General features: G+C 54.5%; 14 protein-coding genes and 5 pseudogenes. 11 read left to right on the plus strand and 8 right to left on the minus strand.

The features are described 5' to 3' along the window. Positions 1–59: 59 nt before the first annotated feature. From TKWG_RS09055 to TKWG_RS09065, 3 genes are all read right to left on the minus strand, one after another. Positions 60–455, minus strand: coding sequence for a hypothetical protein (locus TKWG_RS09055; protein ID WP_014750543.1), 396 nt, complete (start codon positions 453–455; stop codon positions 60–62). A 663-nt stretch (positions 456–1,118) separates the two neighbouring features. Beyond that, the gene (locus TKWG_RS09060; RefSeq protein ID WP_014750544.1) at positions 1,119–1,451 is read right to left on the minus strand and encodes a DHCW motif cupin fold protein; all 333 of its coding nucleotides are present in this window, start codon (positions 1,449–1,451) and stop codon (positions 1,119–1,121) included. A 261-nt stretch (positions 1,452–1,712) separates the two neighbouring features. Next, on the minus strand, positions 1,713–1,922 hold the full coding sequence (locus tag TKWG_RS09065; protein ID WP_014750545.1) for a hypothetical protein: 210 nt from the start codon (positions 1,920–1,922) through the stop codon (positions 1,713–1,715). 444 nt (positions 1,923–2,366) lie between these two features. Here TKWG_RS09065 and TKWG_RS09070 point away from each other — a divergent pair, with 444 nt between their 5' ends. From TKWG_RS09070 to TKWG_RS09095, 5 genes and pseudogenes are all read left to right on the plus strand, one after another. Beyond that, complete coding sequence (locus TKWG_RS09070; protein WP_014750546.1) at positions 2,367–2,846, plus strand: hypothetical protein; 480 nt, start codon at positions 2,367–2,369, stop codon at positions 2,844–2,846. A gap of 125 nt (positions 2,847–2,971) precedes the next feature. After that, the gene (locus TKWG_RS09075) at positions 2,972–3,478 is read left to right on the plus strand and encodes an OmpA family protein (RefSeq protein WP_171815151.1); all 507 of its coding nucleotides are present in this window, start codon (positions 2,972–2,974) and stop codon (positions 3,476–3,478) included. A gap of 616 nt (positions 3,479–4,094) precedes the next feature. Continuing rightward, positions 4,095–5,326 (plus strand): annotated as a pseudogene (locus tag TKWG_RS09085) (lipoprotein-releasing ABC transporter permease subunit). After that, complete coding sequence (gene lolD / locus TKWG_RS09090; protein ID WP_014750550.1) at positions 5,319–6,029, plus strand: lipoprotein-releasing ABC transporter ATP-binding protein LolD; 711 nt, start codon at positions 5,319–5,321, stop codon at positions 6,027–6,029. The pseudogene TKWG_RS09085 and the gene lolD overlap by 8 nt, the downstream one beginning before the upstream one ends. Positions 6,030–6,073: 44 nt before the next feature. Further along, the gene (locus TKWG_RS09095) at positions 6,074–6,874 is read left to right on the plus strand and encodes a TatD family hydrolase (protein ID WP_014750551.1); all 801 of its coding nucleotides are present in this window, start codon (positions 6,074–6,076) and stop codon (positions 6,872–6,874) included. 61 nt (positions 6,875–6,935) lie between these two features. Here the strand turns inward: TKWG_RS09095 and TKWG_RS23620 are convergent, their stop codons facing one another. Continuing rightward, positions 6,936–7,322 carry a hypothetical protein gene (locus tag TKWG_RS23620; RefSeq protein WP_041709259.1) on the minus strand — a complete coding sequence of 129 codons (387 nt, stop codon included), beginning with the start codon at positions 7,320–7,322 and terminating at the stop codon, positions 6,936–6,938. Between the two features lie 250 nt (positions 7,323–7,572). Here TKWG_RS23620 and TKWG_RS09105 point away from each other — a divergent pair, with 250 nt between their 5' ends. From TKWG_RS09105 to greB, 4 genes and pseudogenes are all read left to right on the plus strand, one after another. Beyond that, a complete protein-coding gene (locus tag TKWG_RS09105) occupies positions 7,573–9,918 on the plus strand; it encodes a DNA internalization-related competence protein ComEC/Rec2 (protein WP_014750553.1) in 2,346 nt (781 codons plus the stop codon). A 135-nt stretch (positions 9,919–10,053) separates the two neighbouring features. Continuing rightward, positions 10,054–10,977: an alpha/beta fold hydrolase gene (locus tag TKWG_RS09110; RefSeq protein WP_014750554.1), complete on the plus strand. Its 924-nt coding sequence runs from the start codon at positions 10,054–10,056 to the stop codon at positions 10,975–10,977. Between the two features lie 213 nt (positions 10,978–11,190). After that, positions 11,191–12,038 (plus strand): annotated as a pseudogene (locus TKWG_RS09115) (3',5'-nucleoside bisphosphate phosphatase). Between the two features lie 4 nt (positions 12,039–12,042). Further along, a pseudogene (gene greB / locus TKWG_RS09120) lies at positions 12,043–12,598 on the plus strand (transcription elongation factor GreB). Here greB and TKWG_RS09125 read toward each other — a convergent pair. Together TKWG_RS09125 and ugpQ are read right to left on the minus strand one after the other, a co-directional pair. Further along, positions 12,579–13,436 carry a 23S rRNA (adenine(2030)-N(6))-methyltransferase RlmJ gene (locus TKWG_RS09125; RefSeq protein ID WP_014750556.1) on the minus strand — a complete coding sequence of 286 codons (858 nt, stop codon included), beginning with the start codon at positions 13,434–13,436 and terminating at the stop codon, positions 12,579–12,581. The pseudogene greB and the gene TKWG_RS09125 overlap by 20 nt on opposite strands. A gap of 11 nt (positions 13,437–13,447) precedes the next feature. Then, positions 13,448–14,208: pseudogene (gene ugpQ, locus TKWG_RS09130) on the minus strand (glycerophosphodiester phosphodiesterase). A 220-nt stretch (positions 14,209–14,428) separates the two neighbouring features. Here ugpQ and TKWG_RS09135 point away from each other — a divergent pair. Further along, positions 14,429–16,393, plus strand: a complete 1,965-nt coding sequence (locus TKWG_RS09135) for a SurA N-terminal domain-containing protein (RefSeq protein ID WP_014750558.1) — start codon at positions 14,429–14,431, stop codon at positions 16,391–16,393. Here TKWG_RS09135 and TKWG_RS09140 read toward each other — a convergent pair. Next, positions 16,368–17,024 carry an arylesterase gene (locus TKWG_RS09140; RefSeq protein ID WP_014750559.1) on the minus strand — a complete coding sequence of 219 codons (657 nt, stop codon included), beginning with the start codon at positions 17,022–17,024 and terminating at the stop codon, positions 16,368–16,370. The two genes, TKWG_RS09135 and TKWG_RS09140, sit on opposite strands and share 26 nt — an antisense overlap. Between TKWG_RS09140 and TKWG_RS09145 the strand changes: the two genes are divergently transcribed. After that, positions 17,023–17,718 carry an ABC transporter ATP-binding protein gene (locus tag TKWG_RS09145; protein WP_014750560.1) on the plus strand — a complete coding sequence of 232 codons (696 nt, stop codon included), beginning with the start codon at positions 17,023–17,025 and terminating at the stop codon, positions 17,716–17,718. The genes TKWG_RS09140 and TKWG_RS09145 overlap by 2 nt on opposite strands. Here the strand turns inward: TKWG_RS09145 and TKWG_RS09150 are convergent. Beyond that, positions 17,690–19,823 (minus strand): annotated as a pseudogene (locus tag TKWG_RS09150) (RelA/SpoT family protein). The gene TKWG_RS09145 and the pseudogene TKWG_RS09150 overlap by 29 nt on opposite strands. Between the last annotated feature and the right edge of the window lie 138 nt (positions 19,824–19,961).

Consider the following 19,961-nt stretch of genomic DNA (forward strand, 5'->3'; position numbering starts at 1 on the left):
AAGGGTCGGTCGGGCGGGTAAGATAAGGGAGGTCAGATGGATCAGTCAGGATTGTGTGGTCATTTTCCTGGACGCATCAACGCATCCTGCGTGTGCTTGATATCCTGAATGATGCTCTCTTCGATCAACCCGGCGTCTGAAGTGATGTTAACGCTGTATCCGTCGCCAACTGTTACCCATTTTCTGCGTTTACCGCCTGGCCCCGCCATTTTGCAAGATACCTTGAAATTGTACTGGCTTTGCGCCGGAAGGCGGCTCTTGCTCTCATCCACTTCGTAGTAGCTGGTGACATTTATCCTGAGGTCTTTCTGGTCAACCTGGGTATCACGACAGATACGTTCCCGGGAAATCAGTTTCCAGATCTGTTCTTCAGTATTGTGTTTCGGGCGGAAAAAATAATGAAAAATGAGGAATGCAGCTATACCTGCAATAATTAATACGCTATCAATACTCATTGGTTATCCTCATTTAGGTAAGGGTAGGATCTTACCTATCATTTGCCCACTTAGGTAAGGTATTGGTCTTTTATGACGAACCGTTTTTGCATTTTCAGGGTTTATGGCATTGATCAGGCCTCATAGGGGCATAATGGTTAGCCAACCATCAAAATGGATACGACATGAACAGAAAAGCCATACAAATCTCAACCTCACCGTTAAACGCCGGTGGCGTCGTGTTAATCACTGTGGCCAATGATGGTTCCATCTGGCAATCGAACAGGCAAAACATGTCGTCATCCAGTGATAAATGGTCTGAATGGACACGACTGCCCGATCTGCCTCAAGGCGATGTCGACGATGCGTCAAAGTCGGGGGATGACGTCCAGGCCCAAGTATCGGTTCCTTGCCATTGCGTCGAAGTTTTCGTCAGTTGCAGCAACGTGCGCAGGCCGGTTTGCCTGGTACCTTGTTGCACTGCCATGTCAGGCGAATGAGTAATCGTATTTTGATAGCCTACGCATTATGTGATAGGGGGATAGGGTCGGCTATATGGCGCTTTGTCTGTCTTTATGACGCTCAATGTCATTTGTCATGAGCGTAAAAAAAAGCGCAGGCAAGTGCCCACAAGAGCGGACAGGAACACTAATCCGGCACGTGAAGCGGGTATTTTTCATAGCATCAGTCCACAATAAACAGTTTAACGCCGGTACGGGTGAATGACCGGTGGGCCGCATCGCCAAAATCGGAGACCTGATAGCTCATGCCTGCAGTGAGCATGAATGTGCGACCATCTTTCAGTTGTGATTCCAGCTCGCCTTCCAGCACATACAGAATATGCCCGCGATCGCACCAATGATCGGCCAGATAACCCGGGGAATATTCGACTACGCGTACACGAATGTCGCCGATATTGAGTGTGCGCCATAATGCCTGGCCTTGCTCGCCCGGATGTTCGGTAGCTGGTAATTTTTCCCAATCGGTAACGGTAAAGGCCAGGGCAGGTATCTTCAAAGTAAACCTTTGCGCAAATTAATTGTCCGGTTGCAATTATAGCGCGGCCACTGCATTTATTATCAAACAGATATGAACCAGGATAGCGCCTATGACAATCGTCATGGCGCCATTTTTTCGCCATGCTTCAGGCAAACCCGAGTGTTCCGCCATTTCCCGCTGAACCAAGCCGTTACAGGGATATACGTCACACGGGGCTATAGACCGTGCTGCAGCTCATGCTCCGAGAGCAGACCCAGTGTCTGCACATACCCGAAAATGCTAATGGAAATACTGATTGGCAACGTAACGCCGTATCCGCGACATATTCAGAAAATCAATATCCTGCCGGTGCCGCTGCTTTTCTACCAGTGTAATAAATTGTTCGGCTTCCTCGTTGCGCAACTCACGGCTTTCACCATTTTGATAATGAAACTTGACACCGGGCTGACCGTATTCATAAAGTACACTTACAGACTTGATGTGATTCATAGAAACCTCCAGATGAACTGATATAAGCGAGGCGGTGCATTGTTGATTTTGGTCGCCCTCACTTATATGGGATCACCCATGACATTTATATGAGGTCGCGGCTGGAATAATCAAGATCAGCGATCTGCCTGGGTTTTCGTTTCCTGATATTTAACATTGCAAAGTCTGACGTTTCGTTTTCAGCAATTGATAGAAAAATGACTGGTAACTAATCACAAACGAAATAGACACTGCAACCCAGGTGAGCACACCTGGTGTATTACCTCTCACCGCTCTTGTGTACAAATGTAATAATTGTCACCCTCATGCAATATCAGTATATGGGCATAGTCGCGTCAATATAATCGGCATATTGGTGACGGCAAGGCCTTGCCGCTAGCCTTTCATGCTGGAAATATCCCGATACCCTGATCCGCCACACTGACCAACGAGGACTACAATCAGATGAAATTTCGCACTACCGTCACTTCGCTGTCGTTGCTTATTGCAGCTACACTTCCTATTTCTTCTTTTTCACAGACTGCACCGGACGCCAAGCAAAGTTCTTTGGCAAGCGGTCTGGTGGCCGATGGGGGCATCTCGGCAGAGCTGACTTCGGTCGTAAAAACGGGTAATCGCGTGACGATCAAAGTGCGTTTCATGGAAACGGGTCCGGAAATCAACAAGATCAGTGTCTTGTATTCGCGTCTGGATAAAGCGGCGTACGAAAACGATTTTTATCTTCTGGCCGGAGATAAAAAGTATCTTTTATTGAAAGATTCCGCAGGCAAGCCACTGGCGCCGGAAAAACTGATGTTGGCCGGTAAGGGGAAGTTGCGCGGCATCTGGTACGGCACCTTTCCTGCACCGCCAGCGGGCGAGAGCCTGATGTTATTTCTGCCGAATATCGAGCCGCTCGGCCCGTTCTCCGTTACGGGTGAATGAGCCAATGCAGCGCGGCTATCTTATCCGAATGGCGCGGCTATCCTGGATGCTGATGGCGCTGGAGACTGTCAGGCCTGGCGAACGCACAAAACGATTATGACCCAGACCAGTACATATTGGATCTGGTGCCTCAGATACTGGATCTGCAGGCCACTTCCTCTGACTTGCAGGATGCTTCGTCTGATTTGAATGCAGTAACCAGCGACTTGTCCGAAAACGCGAGAAAATTAATTGAAGAAAACGGCCGCATTTCCGTGCGCAAGGCCGATGGTGGCACTATTCTGTCTGTTGCCAGCGATATTCTGTTTGCGTTCGATAGCGCGAATTTGACCCCGAAGGCGCAGGCAACACTGAAGGATATCAGCACCATCATCAATGATAGTCAGGTAAAAGGAGTCAAAGTGGTCGGGCATACCGATGCCAGGGGAACTGATGCCTACAATCGAAAATTGTCCAGGGCGCGCGCTCAATCAGTGGCGGCGTTTCTTGTCCGGGAAGGGGTGGCGCAATCACGAATCAGCGCGCTGGGGCGCGGAGAAGCCGAGCCCGTCGCCGAAAACGAAATTAACGGCAAGGATAACCCATCAGGGCGTGCGAAAAACCGGCGGGTTGAATTCGTTCTTCCCAAGTAGGTGCACTCAGCCCAGGATGCACGTCATATCGGTTATTTTTTGAACATCTATCGCCGGATATTCATCTATTTTTGTATGAATCGCGCTGAGCGTGCTGTGGGTGTGCCAATCGGATAACACGCCATATACGCTGTTTGTGTTGCCGCGTTCACGTGACAGCGGTCGGGATGGCGTGTTCTTTTTCACGATATTTCATTGGCCATTGCCCGGCCTGTGTCGGAGGATACCATTTTTCCGAAGGTGCCGGCTCCAGGTAATGGGCGCGTCGTGGACACTGTAGTCGGCACTGCCGGGGGCAGAATCTGTAGTGCAGGCAAATGGGTATTGGTATTGGCACTGCAAATTGAAGGGAACAAAATCGACTGAAATACAATCTTATGGTGGAGTCTGGGCTTGCCTGTCAGCCATAGGGGTTTTCAGATATCATCGGGGGCTTGATTCCTGTCTGCTGCACTCGCCGATTACGGTCGGGTTTGCCGGTTATCCGGTAAGCGCATGATAGATAAATGAAATTTTCTTTTAATTTTGTTGTTCCATGCTGGAATGCTAATCTTTGTAAAGAACAATATACGTGAAAATACCTTTTGAATTATGGATTGGTGCCCGGTACGCCGGCCTGACACGCACGCGTGGGCGGGGCAGGAAAGGCGACCGGTTTGTCTCTTTTATCGCAGGCACCTCCATGGTCGGGATTGCATTGGGCGTTGCCGCGCTGATCATCGTGCTGTCGGTCATGAATGGTTTCCAGGTTGATGTGCGCGATCGCATGCTATCGGTACTGCCGCATATCCAGCTGGTCGTTCCCAACGAAGATCCGGTTGTGGTCACGGATAACTGGCAGAAGCTGGCTCAGGAGGCCAAGCAGAATCCGCAAGTAGAGGGCGCTTCGGCCTTTGTTGCCGCTGGCGGCATGCTGGCCCGGGGCGATGTGCTCAAAGGAGTAGAGATACGTGGCATTGATCCCAAAAACGAAGGCAACGTGTCGGAATTGCCGGAGCAAATGATTAATGGCTCGCTCGACAGCCTCGAGCCGGGCAGTTTCAATTTGGTTATCGGCAGCAACCTGGCCCAGTATATGGGTGTGACGGTCGGCGACACGCTGTTGCTGATGACGCCCCAGGCTCAATCAATCCTTCGGGCTTTTCTCCCCGTATGCGTCAGTTCACCGTATCCGGTGTTTTCTCCTCGGGCCATTACGAATATGATTCGAATATGGCCTTTATTGCAGTCAAAGACGCTGCCGTGCTGTTTCGCGACGTCGGGTCAGCCGGGGTTCGGCTGAAAATCCATGACATGATCGGTGCGCCTGAGGTTGCCACGCAATTGACCAATTCATTGCCGCCAGGCGTGGTGGCGCGTGACTGGACCATGGATAACCGAACCTGGTTTGCCGCAGTCAAAACAGAAAAACGCATGATGTTCCTGATCCTGGTTCTGATTGTCGCGGTCGCTGCCTTCAACCTGCTCTCGTCGCTGGTGATGGCAGTCAAGGACAAGCAATCGGATATTGCGATTTTGCGCACGCTGGGCGTCAGTCCCTTTCAGATCGGCAAGATCTTTCTGGTGCAGGGCTCACTGATCGGCTTTATCGGCACCTTTCTGGGTGTGTTGTGCGGCTGTCTGGTTGCCTACAATATCGACGTGGTGATTCCGTTCATTGAGCGTCTGTTCGGCATTCACTTCCTGGATCCCAGCATTTACTTTGTCAGTACGTTGCCATCGCATCCCGAAGTGGACGACATCGGCCTGATCGGCATCACCTCGCTGGTGCTGTCGTTGCTGGCTACCATTTACCCAAGCTGGCGGGCTTCCCGCCTGCAACCTGCAGAGGTACTGCGCCATGATTAAGCCGGAAAATCTCCCAGTGCGGCAGGGTTCTTACGCCCTGGAATCGCGCGATGTGGTCAAATACTATGAAGATGCCAATGCGCGCCTGGATATTCTGAAGGGCGTATCGCTGCAGGTTTCTGCCGGCGAAATGGTTGCCATTATTGGCGCTTCGGGCTCGGGCAAAAGCACTTTGCTGCATATGCTGGGGTTGCTGGACAAGCCGACTTCGGGCCAGATTCTGATTAATGGGCAGCAGACCCATGCGCTGCCTGAAAAGGCCATCAGCCGTATCCGCAATGAGAGCCTGGGCTTTGTCTATCAGTTTCATCATTTGCTCAATGAATTTAACGCGCTGGATAATGTGGCCATGCCGTTAATTGTGCGACGGATGGATCGAAAGCAGGCACGTTCCCAGGCCGAGGCAGTACTTGAGCGTGTAGGCCTCAAAGAGCGGATCCATCATACGCCAGGACAATTGTCGGGCGGCGAGCGTCAGCGTGTGGCACTGGCGCGCGCCCTGGTAACTCGACCGGTGTGCGTGCTGGCTGACGAACCCACAGGTAACCTGGATCGGGAAACGGCTGCCAGCATGTTTGCCTTGCTCAAGCAGATGAACACGGAATTCAAAACGGCGTTTGTCATTGTGACTCACGATGCCAAACTGGCGTCGCTGGCAGACCGGCAACTATTGATGGAACGCGGCGTATTGCAGGCCGCATAATCGCCGGCAAGGCGCCGCATGCCCTGCAACGCGAAGGAGAGGTCATGTTCATAGATACACATTGTCATCTCGACGCATCCGAATTTAATGATGATCGCAATGCCGTGATTGCGCGTGCAGAACGCGCAGGAGTCAGGCGAATCGTCATCCCCGCCATCGGGCGCAGCAACTTCGCCACGGTTCGGCAACTGGCTCACTCTTTTACCGGCGGCTATTATGCGCTTGGCATTCATCCCTTGTTCGTTGCGCTTGCGGCCGATGAGGATCTGGATATTCTGGCGCAGAAAGTAGAACGGTCCATGACCGATCCACGATTCGTTGCCATCGGCGAAATCGGCCTGGATTTTTTCGTGAAGGATATTGCCCAGGGGCCGCCGCGTGAACGCCAGGAGTACTTCTATCAGCAACAACTCAAACTGGCACGCGAGTATGATTTGCCCGTGCTGCTGCATGTGCGCCGTTCTCAGGACATTATTTTGAAGTACTTGCGTCGCTACCCGGGCATCGGCGGTATTGCCCATGCGTTCAATGGCAGTGACCAGCAGGCTGACCATTTTGTTGGTCTGGGGTTTGCTTTAGGCTTCGGTGGCGCGATGACGTTTACCCGGGCGCATCAGATTCGTCGGCTGGCCTGCCGCGTTCCCCTGGCCAATATCGTGCTGGAAACCGATGCACCGGATATTCCGCCTGCCTGGTTACAGGAAGATCACCCCCGCAATACACCGGAGCAGATTCCGGCCATCGCCCAGGTGCTGGCGCAATTGCGCCAACAGTCGGTCGATGAGATTGCTCAGGCTACCGCTGCCACGTCTTTACAGGTGCTGCCGCGACTGGCCACGTCCTGATGATTGAATCGGGCCGCGTATATTAGTGGTGTGTATCGCTCGAATGTAGCAATTGTATTTATCAGGCGGACACGCTACTCCCGGGTGTCGTCTCGACTGCGACCATCTGCCACAACGGCGCAGGATGGGCAGTGCCATACTTGACCTGACGGCAAACACGCGATTCTTGTAAGCCCCTCACGTATTGCCCGGTTGATAATTCGGTCGCAACCCCCTTGTTGCGCAGGGCGGGCAGGTGAACAATGACAGCAGCAAGATTGTTGATCTGATCCGGCCTTATGCATGCGTTCGCTACGCCTTCCGTTTTCCATCGTTCATCTCTAGAGCGTATAGCGCGTTGTTCGCCTGCGCGCGGCACATTGCCGGCCGACAGCCCCGATCCGTTTGCGCAGCCCTTGCGCTTACCGGCGTTCATCTGGATAAGCAGTGTCGCGTTGGGCATTGCCATGGTGCAATGGTGCTCCGCGCTGCCTTCGCTCCTTGCGCTGATCCCGGCGTGGCTTGCCTGCCTGTGCATTTGGTGGCTGTCAAAGACGTTAGTGCAGACGTCATTAAACGGATTTCGAGCACCACTACTCTGGCGATTGAAGCGGATGCATACAGCGAACCTGGTAAGGCGGGGCAACGCCGGGTACCACGCTCATAGCGGCATCAATAACTACGCCGCTAGTAATACAGCTACACGCCCCTGCAGGATTATGCCAATTGTCATTTGGGTCGCGCTGCCGCTCAGTGTGCTGGGCCTGTGCCTGCTCAGTGGAATGTTGTACTCGATCTGGCGCGCGCAATGGCGTCTGGCAGACAGCCTTGATCGGCGCCTGGAGAACCGTCCGCTGGCGGTGCAGGTGCAGGTGACCGGGTTGCCGCGTGATCTGGTCAACGGTTGGGCATTTGAGGCGCGCATTATCCCGGGAGCGCTTGCGCAGCGCGTGCCCGAACGGGTGCTGCTACGCTGGTATGCAGGCGCACGCAGTGGGCCCTTTACACCGCCGCAACGACCGGCCGCAGGCTTGCCCGATCTACGCCCCGGCCAGATATGGCAAATGACGGTAAAGCTCAAACGCAATCATGCTTTGCGCAACTTTCATGGTTTCGATTACGATGCCTTCCTGTTTGCTGCGGGTGTCCGCGCCAGCGGTACGGTTATCGGTTCAGGGCGCCTGCTGAGCGATGAGGTCTGTCGCGCATGGGGACCCTGTATTGAACGGGCCCGATTTACATTGCGTCGTGCATTGAATCAGGTACTGCAAGACAAGCGCTATGGTCCGGTAATTATTGCACTTGTCATGGGAGACCAGAACGGCATACGCAGCGAAGACTGGAAAATATTCAATCTCACTGGCATCACGCATCTGGTTTCTATCAGCGGCTCGCACATTACCATGCTCGCAGCCCTGGGCAGTCTTGGCGTGTTTCGGCTGTGGCGGCGTCTGCGCCTGCAAGGCAAGCCGCTGGCCGAACGCAGGCCCGCCCAGATCGTGGCCGCCAGCGCAGGCTTGCTGGTTGCTGCGAGCTATTCGGTGATGGCCGGATGGGGCGTTCCGGCGCAGCGTACCTTTATGATGCTTGCGATATTCTGGCTGTCGGTCATCTGGCGCGCCCGTATCAAAAGTACAACCCTGCTTGCCCTCGCTGCCTTGTGTATATTGTTGCTGGATCCGTGGGCAGTGCTGTCTATCGGATTCTGCCTGTCCTTCGTTGCTATTGCCAGTCTGATGTTGTGGGGATACCGTAGCAAGCAACACGTGTCGGCAACGCCAGGTCTGGTGGGCAGGGGTTTGCAGCGCTTGTGGGACATCGCAAAAATGCAGCTGTTCATGAGCGTTGCCCTGGCGCCGTTGCTCATTGGCCTGTTTCAACAATATGCTTTTGTGTCACCACTGGTCAATGCCTTTGCTATCCCGGTGATCGGTGGGCTGGTGACGCCGCTGGCGCTGCTGCTGGCCGTGTTCTGTGCAAGCGGTTTGTGGCCATCGGCCGCCGCCTGGCTGGCCGATAGCGTGCATTGGTTGCTTGAGATTGTGCTGGCTGGGGCACGTGTATTAGCCGGCATCGAATGGGCGACGTTAGATTTTCCCGCGGTACCTGGCCACTGGATTGGTCTGGGTATGGCCGGACTGTTTGTGTTCGTCCTGCCCAGGGGCATTCGAGGTCGTACGCTGGGGTTACTCCTGCTGATCCCTGTGCTATTTTTTCGGCCGGCGCGGCCATTGACGGGAGACTGGTTCATGACTGTGCTGGATGTGGGGCAGGGCGCTGCGGTGCTGGTCAGTACGCGGCAGCATCACCTGCTGTTTGATACGGGTCTGCGCAGCAGCGTCGATAGCGATAGTGGCAACCAGGTGATCGTTCCTTATCTGCGAGCAGCCGGCATTCATGCGCTGGATGAGCTGATCATTTCCCATTCCGATCTTGATCATGTGGGTGGAGCGGGCAGTGTGTTGCAACAGGTGAATGTGCAGCACGCCTATGCCTCATTTGCATTGAATCATTATCTGGAACGCGAGCAGGATCTCTTGCAGCGCAATTTTCTTGTGAAAAACCGTCAAGCCACTTTTGATTTTTGCCGGCGCGATGTGAGCTTTGAATATGATGGCGTTCAATTCCGTTTCTCTTATCCTTTCGAAATCAAGGGGATGCCCGTCAAGGCGGATAATGATCACAGTTGTGTTTTGCGGATACAGGGCAGGCACCATTCTGCGTTATTGACCGGCGATATCGGCGCTGCTGTTGAAGCCCGGTTGCTGCGAGCCTCATCGCCCATTCCTGCGAGTGATGTGATCATGGCGCCGCACCACGGCTCCGCTGGTTCGTCGTCATTGACATTGGTCCAGGCCATGCAACCGATGTTTGTGTTTGCCCAGGCGGGGTACCTGAATCGTTACGGACATCCGGCCAGCGACGTCGCCAGGCGTTGGCGCGATACCGCGCAGCTATATCTGGATACCATTGCGGCCGGCGCGATTCAGATGCGATCCAGCGCAGCCGGCTTATGGATAAATTGTGCACGGGTATCGGGACAACGCTATTGGGATGGCTTTTAGCTTATGATAATCAGGCCCGGGCACGCCTAAGCCGGCAACAGTTTTTTTTGTGCCGACGCGACAAAGCCTATACGCGCACACCTCGCAATATGCTGTTTTGCGCCTGTTTAACGCTATGCCATTCAAGGAGTTTTTATGCAATCGCCCCGTTTGAATTTCGTCAACTGCATGAGTCCTGCCGGTATTCATCGCATGGCCTATCGGGAATGGGGCGACCCGGCCAATGGGCGGGTGCTGTTGTGCGTGCACGGCCTGTCACGTAACGGCAATGACTTTGATGAAGTGGCCAGGGCCATGTCCAAAGAGTATCGTGTCGTCTGCCCGGATATCGCCGGACGCGGCGCATCCGATTTTCTGACCAATCCAGCCAGCTATGTTGTGCCTCAGTATGTCTCGGATATCACCACATTGCTGGCACGATTGCAGCCGCAATCGCTCGATTGGCTGGGCACGTCGATGGGCGGTCTGATCGCATTGGCTTTTTCCGCCGTGGTCGGCGCCAAGCACGCGGCCATAGCAGCGGCGGGCAATAGCGCATTGCCCAAGACCACCGGCCTGTCCCTGGGCAAGCTGATCCTGAATGATGTCGGGCCGGCGATCGAGCTGGCCTCTATCGAGCGGATCGCCGGCTATGTCGGCCTTCCACTGCAATTTGACTCATTCGAAGCTGCGGTCAACCATATGAAAACCAACGCGGCCTCTTTCGGTCCGCTAAGCGATGAGCAATGGGCGGCGTTTACCAAGGCGGCCATGGTGCAAAAAGGGCAGGTCTGGACCCAGCACTATGATCTGGCGATCGCCCAGGCTTTTGCGAGCCTGAAAGACGAAAAAATGCTCAAAGCCGGCGAAGCCATGCTGTGGCGGGCTTTTGAGGCGCTGCAATGCCCGATTTTGCTGATCCGAGGCGAGCGTTCCGATTTGTTAAGTAAAACGACAGCGGAACAAATGCAGGCGCGCAATAAGCACCTGCAAATGATCGAAATTCCCGAAACCGGCCATGCGCCTTCATTATTGCCGCAGCCACAGGTACAGGCCGTGCGTCAGTTCCTGCTGTCCTGAGTCGTGCAAGGGCTAGCGTTGCGTCCTGAAACCGCTTAAAAGATGTCTTTGCGGGACAGAGGGCGTAAAATGTCAGCAGGATGACCGCTTTTATACGGGCGTTTTTGCAGAACCCTGTCTTGAGCGCGCATCCGCAACAACCCGGTCGGGACAACGCTGTTTATATAGATCGCCGGGCAACGTAGAATATCAATCGGCATAACAGGAAGGGCCATGACAGAGTCGCTCGCATTCAAGGCAGATTTACACTGCCACTCTACCGCATCGGATGGCGTATTGGCGCCTGCCGAGGTAGCAGCGCGCGCACACGCCAATGGCGTGACCTTGTGGAGCCTGACGGATCATGATGAAATCAGCGGAATCCCGCAAGCCAGTCAGGCCGCCAGTTCGCTGGGCATGCAATTCGTTTCAGGCATTGAAATCTCGGTGAGCTGGGCCGAGCGCACCTTGCATGTGGTAGGCCTCAATATCGATATTGAAAACAGCCGACTCAACCAGGGGCTTGAGCAGATTCGACGCGATCGCGAAACACGCGCTCATCTGATGGCAGACAAACTGGCTGAACTTGGAATTACCGGATCCTATGAGGGCGCCCTCAGTTATGCTGGCAACCCGAATTTGCTAAGCCGAACCCACTTTGCGCGCTATCTTGTGGAGCAGGGATACTGCAAAACCATGCAGGAAGTATTTGATCGCTATCTGGCCGATGGCAAGCCCGCCTATGTGGCCGGCGAATGGGCCGGGCTGGATGAGGCGCTCGACTGGATCCATGCTGCCGGAGGCATCGCGGTCATAGCACATCCCGGTCGCTATAAGTATTCACGCCGGGAGTTCACGACGCTGTTTCGCACCTTCAAGCTGATGGGGGCAAGGGAATCGAAGTGGTCACCGGTTCACATACGCCCGATCAGTACCACCAGTACGCCAATGTGGCGCGCCAGTATGGTTTTCTGGCGTCTTGCGGATCAGATTTTCATAGCCCCAAGGAAAGCCGTATGGACCTGGGCCGGTTACCCCCCATGCCCAGTGATCTTGTACCCGTATGGAAAGCATTCAACTGAAATTATGAACAAAGCATTTGTCAAGGAAAAGGAAGACGACGACGAGGACGATCAGAGTCCCGAGGCCGTTGCCTGCCGCCAGGCACCCGCAATTACATGACGCGCGACGGCTACAACACGTTGCGCGATGAATTGACGCATCTGATGAATGAAGAGCGGCCTGAAGTGGTCCAGATTGTGTCATGGGCTGCTTCAAATGGAGATCGCTCTGAAAACGGTGATTATCTCTATGGAAAGAAACGATTGCGTGAAATTGATCGGCGGATCCGTTTTCTGACCAAGCGGCTGGAGATGGCCGAAGTGGTGGATCCCGGCAAGCAGCCTGACCGCGATCGTGTATTTTTTGGCGCCAGGTGCTCTATTGCGATGAGGTGGGCGAAGAGTTTCGGGTCACCATTGTTGGCGTTGACGAAGCCGAGCCTCTGCAGGGAAAAATCAGCTGGATTTCGCCGGTTGCCCGGGCGCTGCTCAAGGCTCAGGAAGGCGACACGGTCACATTACGCACGCCTTCAGGCGTCAAACAACTGGAAGTGCTGGAAATTATTTATCCTGATGAGTAAGTGAAAACTGCGCCTGATCGTCCTGTGCCAGCTGTTTTTCCAGTACGGGCATGGCTTCGCGCAGCGCCGACACCAGCGTATACGGCGGATTGACGACAAACATGGCGCTGCCATACAGGCCATAGCCGTTTTCCGGTGGCCTTTTTACCGCCAGGCGAACATGCACCCAGCTGGCGTCGCTGATTTTTTCCAGCTGCTTTTGCATGTCGTGCACCTCTTTGCGGCGCACCAGTGGGTACCAGACTGCAAAGCAGCCAGTCGCAAATTTCTTCAGGCCCTCCCTGACGGCTGTCAGGGTATGGCGGTAGTCATTCTTGTCTTCGTAGGATGGATCAATCAGGATAATGCCGCGTCGCGGGGCGGGTGGCAGTTGCGAGAGCAGGCCGGTAAACCCGTCTTTTTCAAAGACGCTGACCTGTCTTGCCACATCCCGCGATTGCATCTGTATATTTTCATCCAGATGCGTGATTTCAGTGGGATGCAGTTCGAACAGGCGCAGCCTGTCGGCAGGACGCATCAACTGCAATGCGATCCATGGCGAGCCAGGATAGACGCTCAGGCCGCCCTGATCATTGAGCTGCCGCACATGGTCGATGTAGTCGGCCAGCAGGACGGGCAACTGGGGCAGGTGCCACAATCGCTCAATACCGTCGCGAAACTCGGCGGTTTTCTCGGCCCAGGCATCGGTCAGGTCATAGACGCCTGCGCCAGCATGCGTGTCAATGACCCAGTAGGGCGCGTCCTTGCGATTGTAATACTCAAGAATGTGCAACAGGACTGCGTGTTTGAGTACGTCGGCATGATTGCCGGCGTGAAAGGCGTGACGGTAGCTGAACATGTGGCAATACTTTAATAGGCGCCGAGATCGGCAGGAATGCGGACGAGTTCGTCCGTGAAAATGGCATCGCAGCCCCAGGCAAGTAGCTGTTTGGCCCGACGGAAATCATTGACGGTATAGGCGCATACTTTGTAGCCGGCGGCGTGGATCCGCGCGATCGTTGGCTCGTCCAGATATTTCTGGTTCAGATTGATGGCCTGGCAGCCAGTGATTCGAGTGTGCTTTCAAAATCGTCGGGCAGGGTGTCGATCAGCAACGCCCTTGGCACATCGGCGCCATCGCGTGCAAATGCAGCCAACGCTTCGCGTGAAAAAGACGAAACCAGCGGGGCGACCCCGCCATTTGCCCATAATTGTGTAACGGCCTGGGCCACTGCGGCGCCGGTTTGCACTTCACGACCAGGACACGGTTTGATTTCGATATTGCACAGCAGGCGGTTTTCGAGAATGAAGCGGGCAAACTGACTGAAGGCTGGCAGCGGCTCCCCGGCGTACCAGGCCGAATGCCAGCTTCCCATGTCCAGCTGACCCAGGGCTTTGAATGTCATGCCGGCGGCCGCGCCGGTGCCGTCAGAGGTGCGATCCACCGTATCATCGTGCAGCACGATCAATACGTCGTCGCCGCTGAGCTTGACGTCAAACTCCGACATGATAAAGCCATGGTCGTAGCCGCAGCGCAGGCCGGCAAGCGTATTTTCAGGAGCGATACAGCCACCGCCGCGATGTGCGATAACGGCGGGATACGGCCAGGAGATAGGAGATTTCGAAGACATGCAGGCACCAGGGGGCGTGAAATAAGGGGCAACAGCAGGTATTGTCGCATGCAGGCTGGCGCAATGCACGCTGCAGCCTCATGCCAGCCAATTGCCTGAATTGATGCTAAAGTTTTATTTTAATTGAAAAAGCGCTTAAAATAAGCGGTTATTCTGAATCGCTTTGCCATCGGGCGGCGTTTCGCTTTCGCATCAGACATTCATTTTGGTCGGGAACACAATGCTAGAATCCTTTCGCACGCATAAACGTTTATTGCTCGTTGTACTGTTCGTTCTGGTCGTGCCTTCTTTCGTCTTTTTAGGTGTTGCAGACTATCAGTCGTTTACCAATAATGACGTGAAACTGGCTTCGGTCCGGAAAAACGACATTACCCAGGCGCAGTTTGACCAATCCTGGCGTGAGCGTCTGAACCAGCTGCGCGAACAAAATGGCAGCAATTTCAACATCAATGCCGTCGATACCCCGGCCAATCGTCAGGCCTGGCTTGATCAGTTGGTGGACAATCAGGTGCTGCAGCAGGAAATGCTGGACCAGCATTTCAATGCGACTGACAATATGGTGCGTCAGGCCATTGCCAGCACCCCCGATTTTCAGGACAACGGCAAATATTCTTTTCAGAAATACAGCCAGTTTCTGGCCGAGCGCAATATCCGCGACGTTGACTATGAACAGTATGTGCGCCAGAGCCTGGCATTTGCGCAATTGCTCGAACCGGTTGCCAGTACTGTAAGCATTCCTGCGCAAACAGCGGCGCTGCTTCAAACGGCCATGACGCAGGAGCGCACGGTCAGGCTAAAGACCTTCGAGGCGGCGGCCTACGAACAATCTGTACAGGTCAGCGACCAGGAAATTGCCGACTGGTACGAAAAGAACAAGCAGTCACTGCAGGTACCTGAGTATGTCAATGTGGACTACATCGTCCTGAATCAGGATGCAGCCCTGAAAACCGTCGGCGAGATTTCCGACGCCGATCTTGAAAGCTATTACAAGGCAAACATCGCCAAGTACACCAAGAAAGAGCGGCGCCAGATTAATCATATCCAGATCCAGATTCCTGCCGGTGCCGATGAGGCCGCACAGAAAGCAGCTCAGGACAAGGCCATTGAAGTGGCTGCAAAGGCCAAGCAGAATCCAGAGTCCTTTGCCGAGCTGGCAAAAACCTATTCCGACGATGCGGGTTCAAAAAATCAGGGCGGCAGTCTGGGCACCTTGAGCAAAGGCGATATAGCGCCCCTGGACGATGCCGCTTTTGGTCTGCAGGCCCCCGGCATTACCGATCCGATTAAAATCGACAACGCCTGGCATGTGCTGCAGATTGCCAATATCGAGCCTGGCCAGGTTCAACCGCTGGCGCAACTGAAGGAAAGCCTGAAAAAGGAAATTGCGCTGCAGCAGGCTTCTGAAAAATTTGCCGACCTCTCTACCAAATTGACTCAGCTGTCCAGCACGGAGCGTGACTCCCTGCAACCGCTGGCCGATGCGCTCCAGCTGGACATTCGCCATGTCAGCGGTGTAAGCCAGACAGCTTTGCTGACAAAAGAACAAGTGGGTGAGAATGCTGCGACTGACAGCAAGGATGCCGCCTATTTTGAATCAGGCCGGGTTCGGGAAACGCTGTTTTCCGACGAAGTACTCAAGCAGAAAAAGAACTCCGGGGTGATCGAGATTTCTCCATCCGAGCTGATGGTCGTGCGCGTGGCCAAGGACGTGCCGGCCGCGGTTCCTGCGCTGGACGACGTCCGTGAGACCGTTCTAAATCGCATTCGTGATGAAAAAGGTAAACAGCAGGCAAGTGAAGATGGCGTAGCCGAACTGGCCATGCTCAAGGAAAAAGGACCGGGCGAGCTGACCGGCTTTGGCAAGGAAACCACTATCAGCCGCTTGACGCAATCGCAGTTGCCGCCGGCCATGCTCAATGCGATCATGAACGCACCGGCAGACAATCTGCCTGCCTTTGTCGGCTTTGAACTGCCTAATGGCTATGCCATTGCCCAGATCGAGAAAGTGACCGAGCCAACAGCCGAAGCTCGCAATATGTTCGATCAGTATCTGCGCCAGGCAATGATCGCCGGTACCGGTGGGCAGGTAGCACAGAGCGTAACCCGCCTGATTCGCCAGACGCACGACGTCAAAGTTTATCCGGAGGCGGACAAAGTAGTTAACGACGCTGCCGGTAATCAGTAAGCGCTTTTTCCAGCACGGGCCAAACCGTTTGAGCCATTAGCGGTTGGGCCTGTTCAGCCGGGTGAATGCCATCATCCTGGTACATATCCCGTTGCAGGGCAAATGAAGCAAACAGAAAGGGCACCAGATAGGTGTCCTTTTCTTTTGCCAGCGCACCGAACATCTGCTGGAACTGGCGGGCGTAATCAGGCCCGAAATTGGGCGGAATCTGCATACCGATCAGCACCACTTCGGCCTTGACGGCCTGGGCGCTATCGATCATGTTTTGCAGATTGTCACGGCTGGCTTCAAGCGAAAGGCCGCGCAACGCATCATTGGCGCCCAGTTCCAGTATCATGATGGCAGGTTGATGTTTTTTCAGTAGTGCGGGCAGGCGGCTGCGTCCTCCTGCGGTGGTATCGCCACTGATACTGGCATTGACCAGTTTTGCATTGCCCAGCGCTTCTTTTTTATTCTCCGCCAGCCACTGCACCCAGCCAGCACCGCGTCTGATACCATATTCGGCAGACAGGCTATCACCCACGACCAGAATGACGGGTGCGTTGGCCGATACCGGTTTTTCCTGGGCTTTGGTCGCCTGCGGCCAGACAAACACCCACAGACTTATCAGAATGGACAGAACACGAATCATGGACGCAGAGGTTGTCATTGAAGTTTCTCATTTGAAAAAACACGTTGCCGAGGCAACCGGTACGCTGGACATTTTAGATGATATTTCCTTTGAGCTCGAACGCAGCGCAACATTAGCCATTACAGGCAGTTCCGGATCAGGAAAATCAACGCTGTTGGGTATTCTGGCCGGCCTGGATACCCCATCTTCGGGTCAGGTACGGTTGATGGGCAGCAATATTTTTGAGATGGACGAAGATGCCCGCGCCGTGCTGCGTGCCCAGAATATCGGTTTTGTGTTTCAGTCGTTTCAGCTGCTACCAAACCTGACTGCCCTGGAAAACGTCATGCTTCCGCTGGAACTGCAGGGCCAGCCGGCGCGGGAGGCTGCGCAGCAGATGCTTGAGCGGGTCGGGCTGGCATCACGCATGCATCATTATCCCAAAACGCTGTCTGGAGGTGAAAAACAGCGCGTGGCCTTGGCTCGTGCTTTCGTGGTGAGTCCGGCGATCCTGTTCGCAGACGAACCGACGGGCAGCCTGGATACCGAAACCGGCCAGCGTATTGCGGATTTGATGTTTGAAATGAATCGGGAGAAGGCCGCGACATTGGTGCTGGTCACACACGACCAGAATCTGGCTGCGCGTTGTGATCAGAAGATTACACTGATCTCGGGTCGCCTTGCCGCTACAGTACCGGATCCTGATTTGGTCTGACTTTCAATCGTGCCACTTTCTGCACTTGCGATACGTGGCGGACCATGCGAAATACCCGCGCCAGATGCTTGCGATCATGGACCTGGATCGTCAGGTGCACCACGGCCAGATTCTGGGCATCTTCATTCATGGACATGGTCAGGATATTGGAGTCAGCCGCCGAGATTTGCGCGGCAATACGGCCCAGCACCCCTTTTTCGTTGCGGATAACGATTTCCATGCGCACCGGCAGGTGAGAGGCGGTTTCCTCGTCCCAATAAACCTGTACCCAGCGATCGGTTCCCGGGAACGCAGGCGCATCGCGGTAGGGCAGTCATCGGTGTGAACCACCAGCCCATGCCCTGGGCGGATCAGTGCGACCAAGCTGTCACCGGGAATGGGGCTGCAGCAACCGGAAAGTTGTACGGCCTGGCCTTCGTTACCCTGAATGAAGATCATCCCGGCGTGAGCAATGGAAACCTCGTCAATAACGGCGGCACTGGTGGCCAGCATGGCGTTTTCGACAGCAAAGCGGCGGGCGACCACGGCGGCCAGCCGGCGCCCCAGGCCGATATCGGCCAGAATCTCTTCACGCGAGGATGCGCCTGAGCTGCGTGCCAGTTTTTCCCATTCGGCATTGTCGGCGTCGGGCAGGGGGATGTTCAGTTCCTGCAAGGCCTGTTTGAGCATTTTCTCGCCAAAATGAATGGAATCTTCATATTTGACGGTTTTCAGGAAGTGACGGATTTCCGAGCGCGCCTTACCGGTGCGTACATGATTGAGCCACTGTACGTTGGGCTCCGATGCGGGCGAGGTGACAATTTCGATGGTATCGCCGCTTTTGATTTCAGTTTTTAATGGGACAAATTCGCCATTGATTTTTGCCGCGACCGCCTGATTGCCGATGTCGGTATGAATGCCGTAGGCGAAATCAATCGGCGTTGCACCGCGTGGAAGCGAAACAATTTTTCCTTTGGGCGTCAGCACATAGACGGCATCTGGAAACAGATCGACCTTGACGTGCTCAAGAAATTCGCCCGAATCACCGGTCTGGCTCTGAATATCCAATAATGACTGCAGCCAGCGATGGGTCTGCTTTTGCAGATCATTCAGCGAGATATCGTCTTCCTTGTACATCCAGTGCGAGGCGACGCCTTTTTCGGCAATGTGATCCATGTCGCGCGTGCGAATCTGAAACTCGATGGGCGTGCCGTAGGGGCCGACCAGCGTAGTGTGCAGGGACTGATAGCCATTGATTTTCGGGATGGCGATGTAGTCCTTGAACTTGCCCGGCACCGGACGATACAGCTGGTGGATGGTACCCAGCGTCAGATAACATTCCTGCAGGGTGTGCACAATGATTCGAAAGCCATAAATGTCCAGGACTTCGGAGAAAGATTTCTTCTGCTCGCGCATCTTGTTGTAGATACTGAACAGCGACTTCTCGCGGCCGCTGATTTCCGCTTCAATGCCATTGGCAGGCATGGCAGAGGTAATATTTTCGGCAATGCGGGTGAGTACTTCGCGACGATTGCCGCGTGCGGCCAGCACGGCTTTCTTCAAAACGTTGTAGCGATTCGGGTTGCTGGCTTCAAAACACAGATCCTGCAACTCTCGCACCAGGCATTTAAGCCCAGCCGGTGCGCAATAGGTGCGTAGATTTCCAGCGTCTCGTTGGCCACCCGCCGGCGTTTTTCCGCTCCCACGGCATCCAGCGTGCGCATATTATGCAGCCGGTCGGCCAGTTTGATCAGAATGACGCGAACATCTTTGGCCATGGCCAGCAGCATTTTGCGAAAACTTTCGGCCTGCTGTTCTGCCTTGGTGGCAAAATTGAGTTTTTCCAGCTTGGTCAGGCCATCAACCAGGTTGGCTACGTCCGGATTGAATTTTTCTGCAAGCTCTGCCTTGGATACGTTCTGGTCTTCGATAACATCATGCAGCAGCGCCGCCATCAGCGCGTTGGAGTCCAGCTTCCAGCCGGCGCAGATTTCGGTAACCGCAATGGGATGGGTAATATACGGTGCACCAGATGAGCGGAACTGGCCCAGATGCGCCTGATCGGCAAAGCGATAGGCTTCCCGTACTTTGTCGATTTCCTTGCTGTCCATATAGGTAGACAGCATTTCGGTCAAATGAGCCAGCGAGGCGATGGCCGGCTCGTGGCGCGTGGCGCTATTGGGAACAGCTTGGGGTGGGATGCGCTGCTCGTCGTCCTGCAGTATTGACGCGCTGGCAATGGAGGTGGCAGCCTGTGCAGACTG

This window comes from Advenella kashmirensis WT001, assembly GCF_000219915.2.
GTDB classification, from domain to species: domain Bacteria; phylum Pseudomonadota; class Gammaproteobacteria; order Burkholderiales; family Burkholderiaceae_B; genus Advenella; species Advenella kashmirensis.

What these genes read in the sequence shown, in the direction of transcription:
- TKWG_RS09055 (WP_014750543.1), bottom strand. Translation starts at nt 455, where the DNA reads ATGAGTATTGATAGCGTATTAATTATTGCAGGTATAGCTGCATTCCTC.
- TKWG_RS09065 (WP_014750545.1), bottom strand. Translation starts at nt 1,922, where the DNA reads ATGAATCACATCAAGTCTGTAAGTGTACTTTATGAATACGGTCAGCCC.
- TKWG_RS09070 (WP_014750546.1), top strand. Translation starts at nt 2,367, where the DNA reads ATGAAATTTCGCACTACCGTCACTTCGCTGTCGTTGCTTATTGCAGCT.
- lolD (WP_014750550.1), top strand. Translation starts at nt 5,319, where the DNA reads ATGATTAAGCCGGAAAATCTCCCAGTGCGGCAGGGTTCTTACGCCCTG.
- TKWG_RS09095 (WP_014750551.1), top strand. Translation starts at nt 6,074, where the DNA reads ATGTTCATAGATACACATTGTCATCTCGACGCATCCGAATTTAATGAT.
- TKWG_RS23620 (WP_041709259.1), bottom strand. Translation starts at nt 7,322, where the DNA reads ATGGCAATGCCCAACGCGACACTGCTTATCCAGATGAACGCCGGTAAG.
- TKWG_RS09105 (WP_014750553.1), top strand. Translation starts at nt 7,573, where the DNA reads ATGCCAATTGTCATTTGGGTCGCGCTGCCGCTCAGTGTGCTGGGCCTG.
- TKWG_RS09110 (WP_014750554.1), top strand. Translation starts at nt 10,054, where the DNA reads ATGCAATCGCCCCGTTTGAATTTCGTCAACTGCATGAGTCCTGCCGGT.
- TKWG_RS09125 (WP_014750556.1), bottom strand. Translation starts at nt 13,436, where the DNA reads ATGTTCAGCTACCGTCACGCCTTTCACGCCGGCAATCATGCCGACGTA.
- TKWG_RS09135 (WP_014750558.1), top strand. Translation starts at nt 14,429, where the DNA reads ATGCTAGAATCCTTTCGCACGCATAAACGTTTATTGCTCGTTGTACTG.
- TKWG_RS09145 (WP_014750560.1), top strand. Translation starts at nt 17,023, where the DNA reads ATGGACGCAGAGGTTGTCATTGAAGTTTCTCATTTGAAAAAACACGTT.
- TKWG_RS09140 (WP_014750559.1), bottom strand. Translation starts at nt 17,024, where the DNA reads ATGATTCGTGTTCTGTCCATTCTGATAAGTCTGTGGGTGTTTGTCTGG.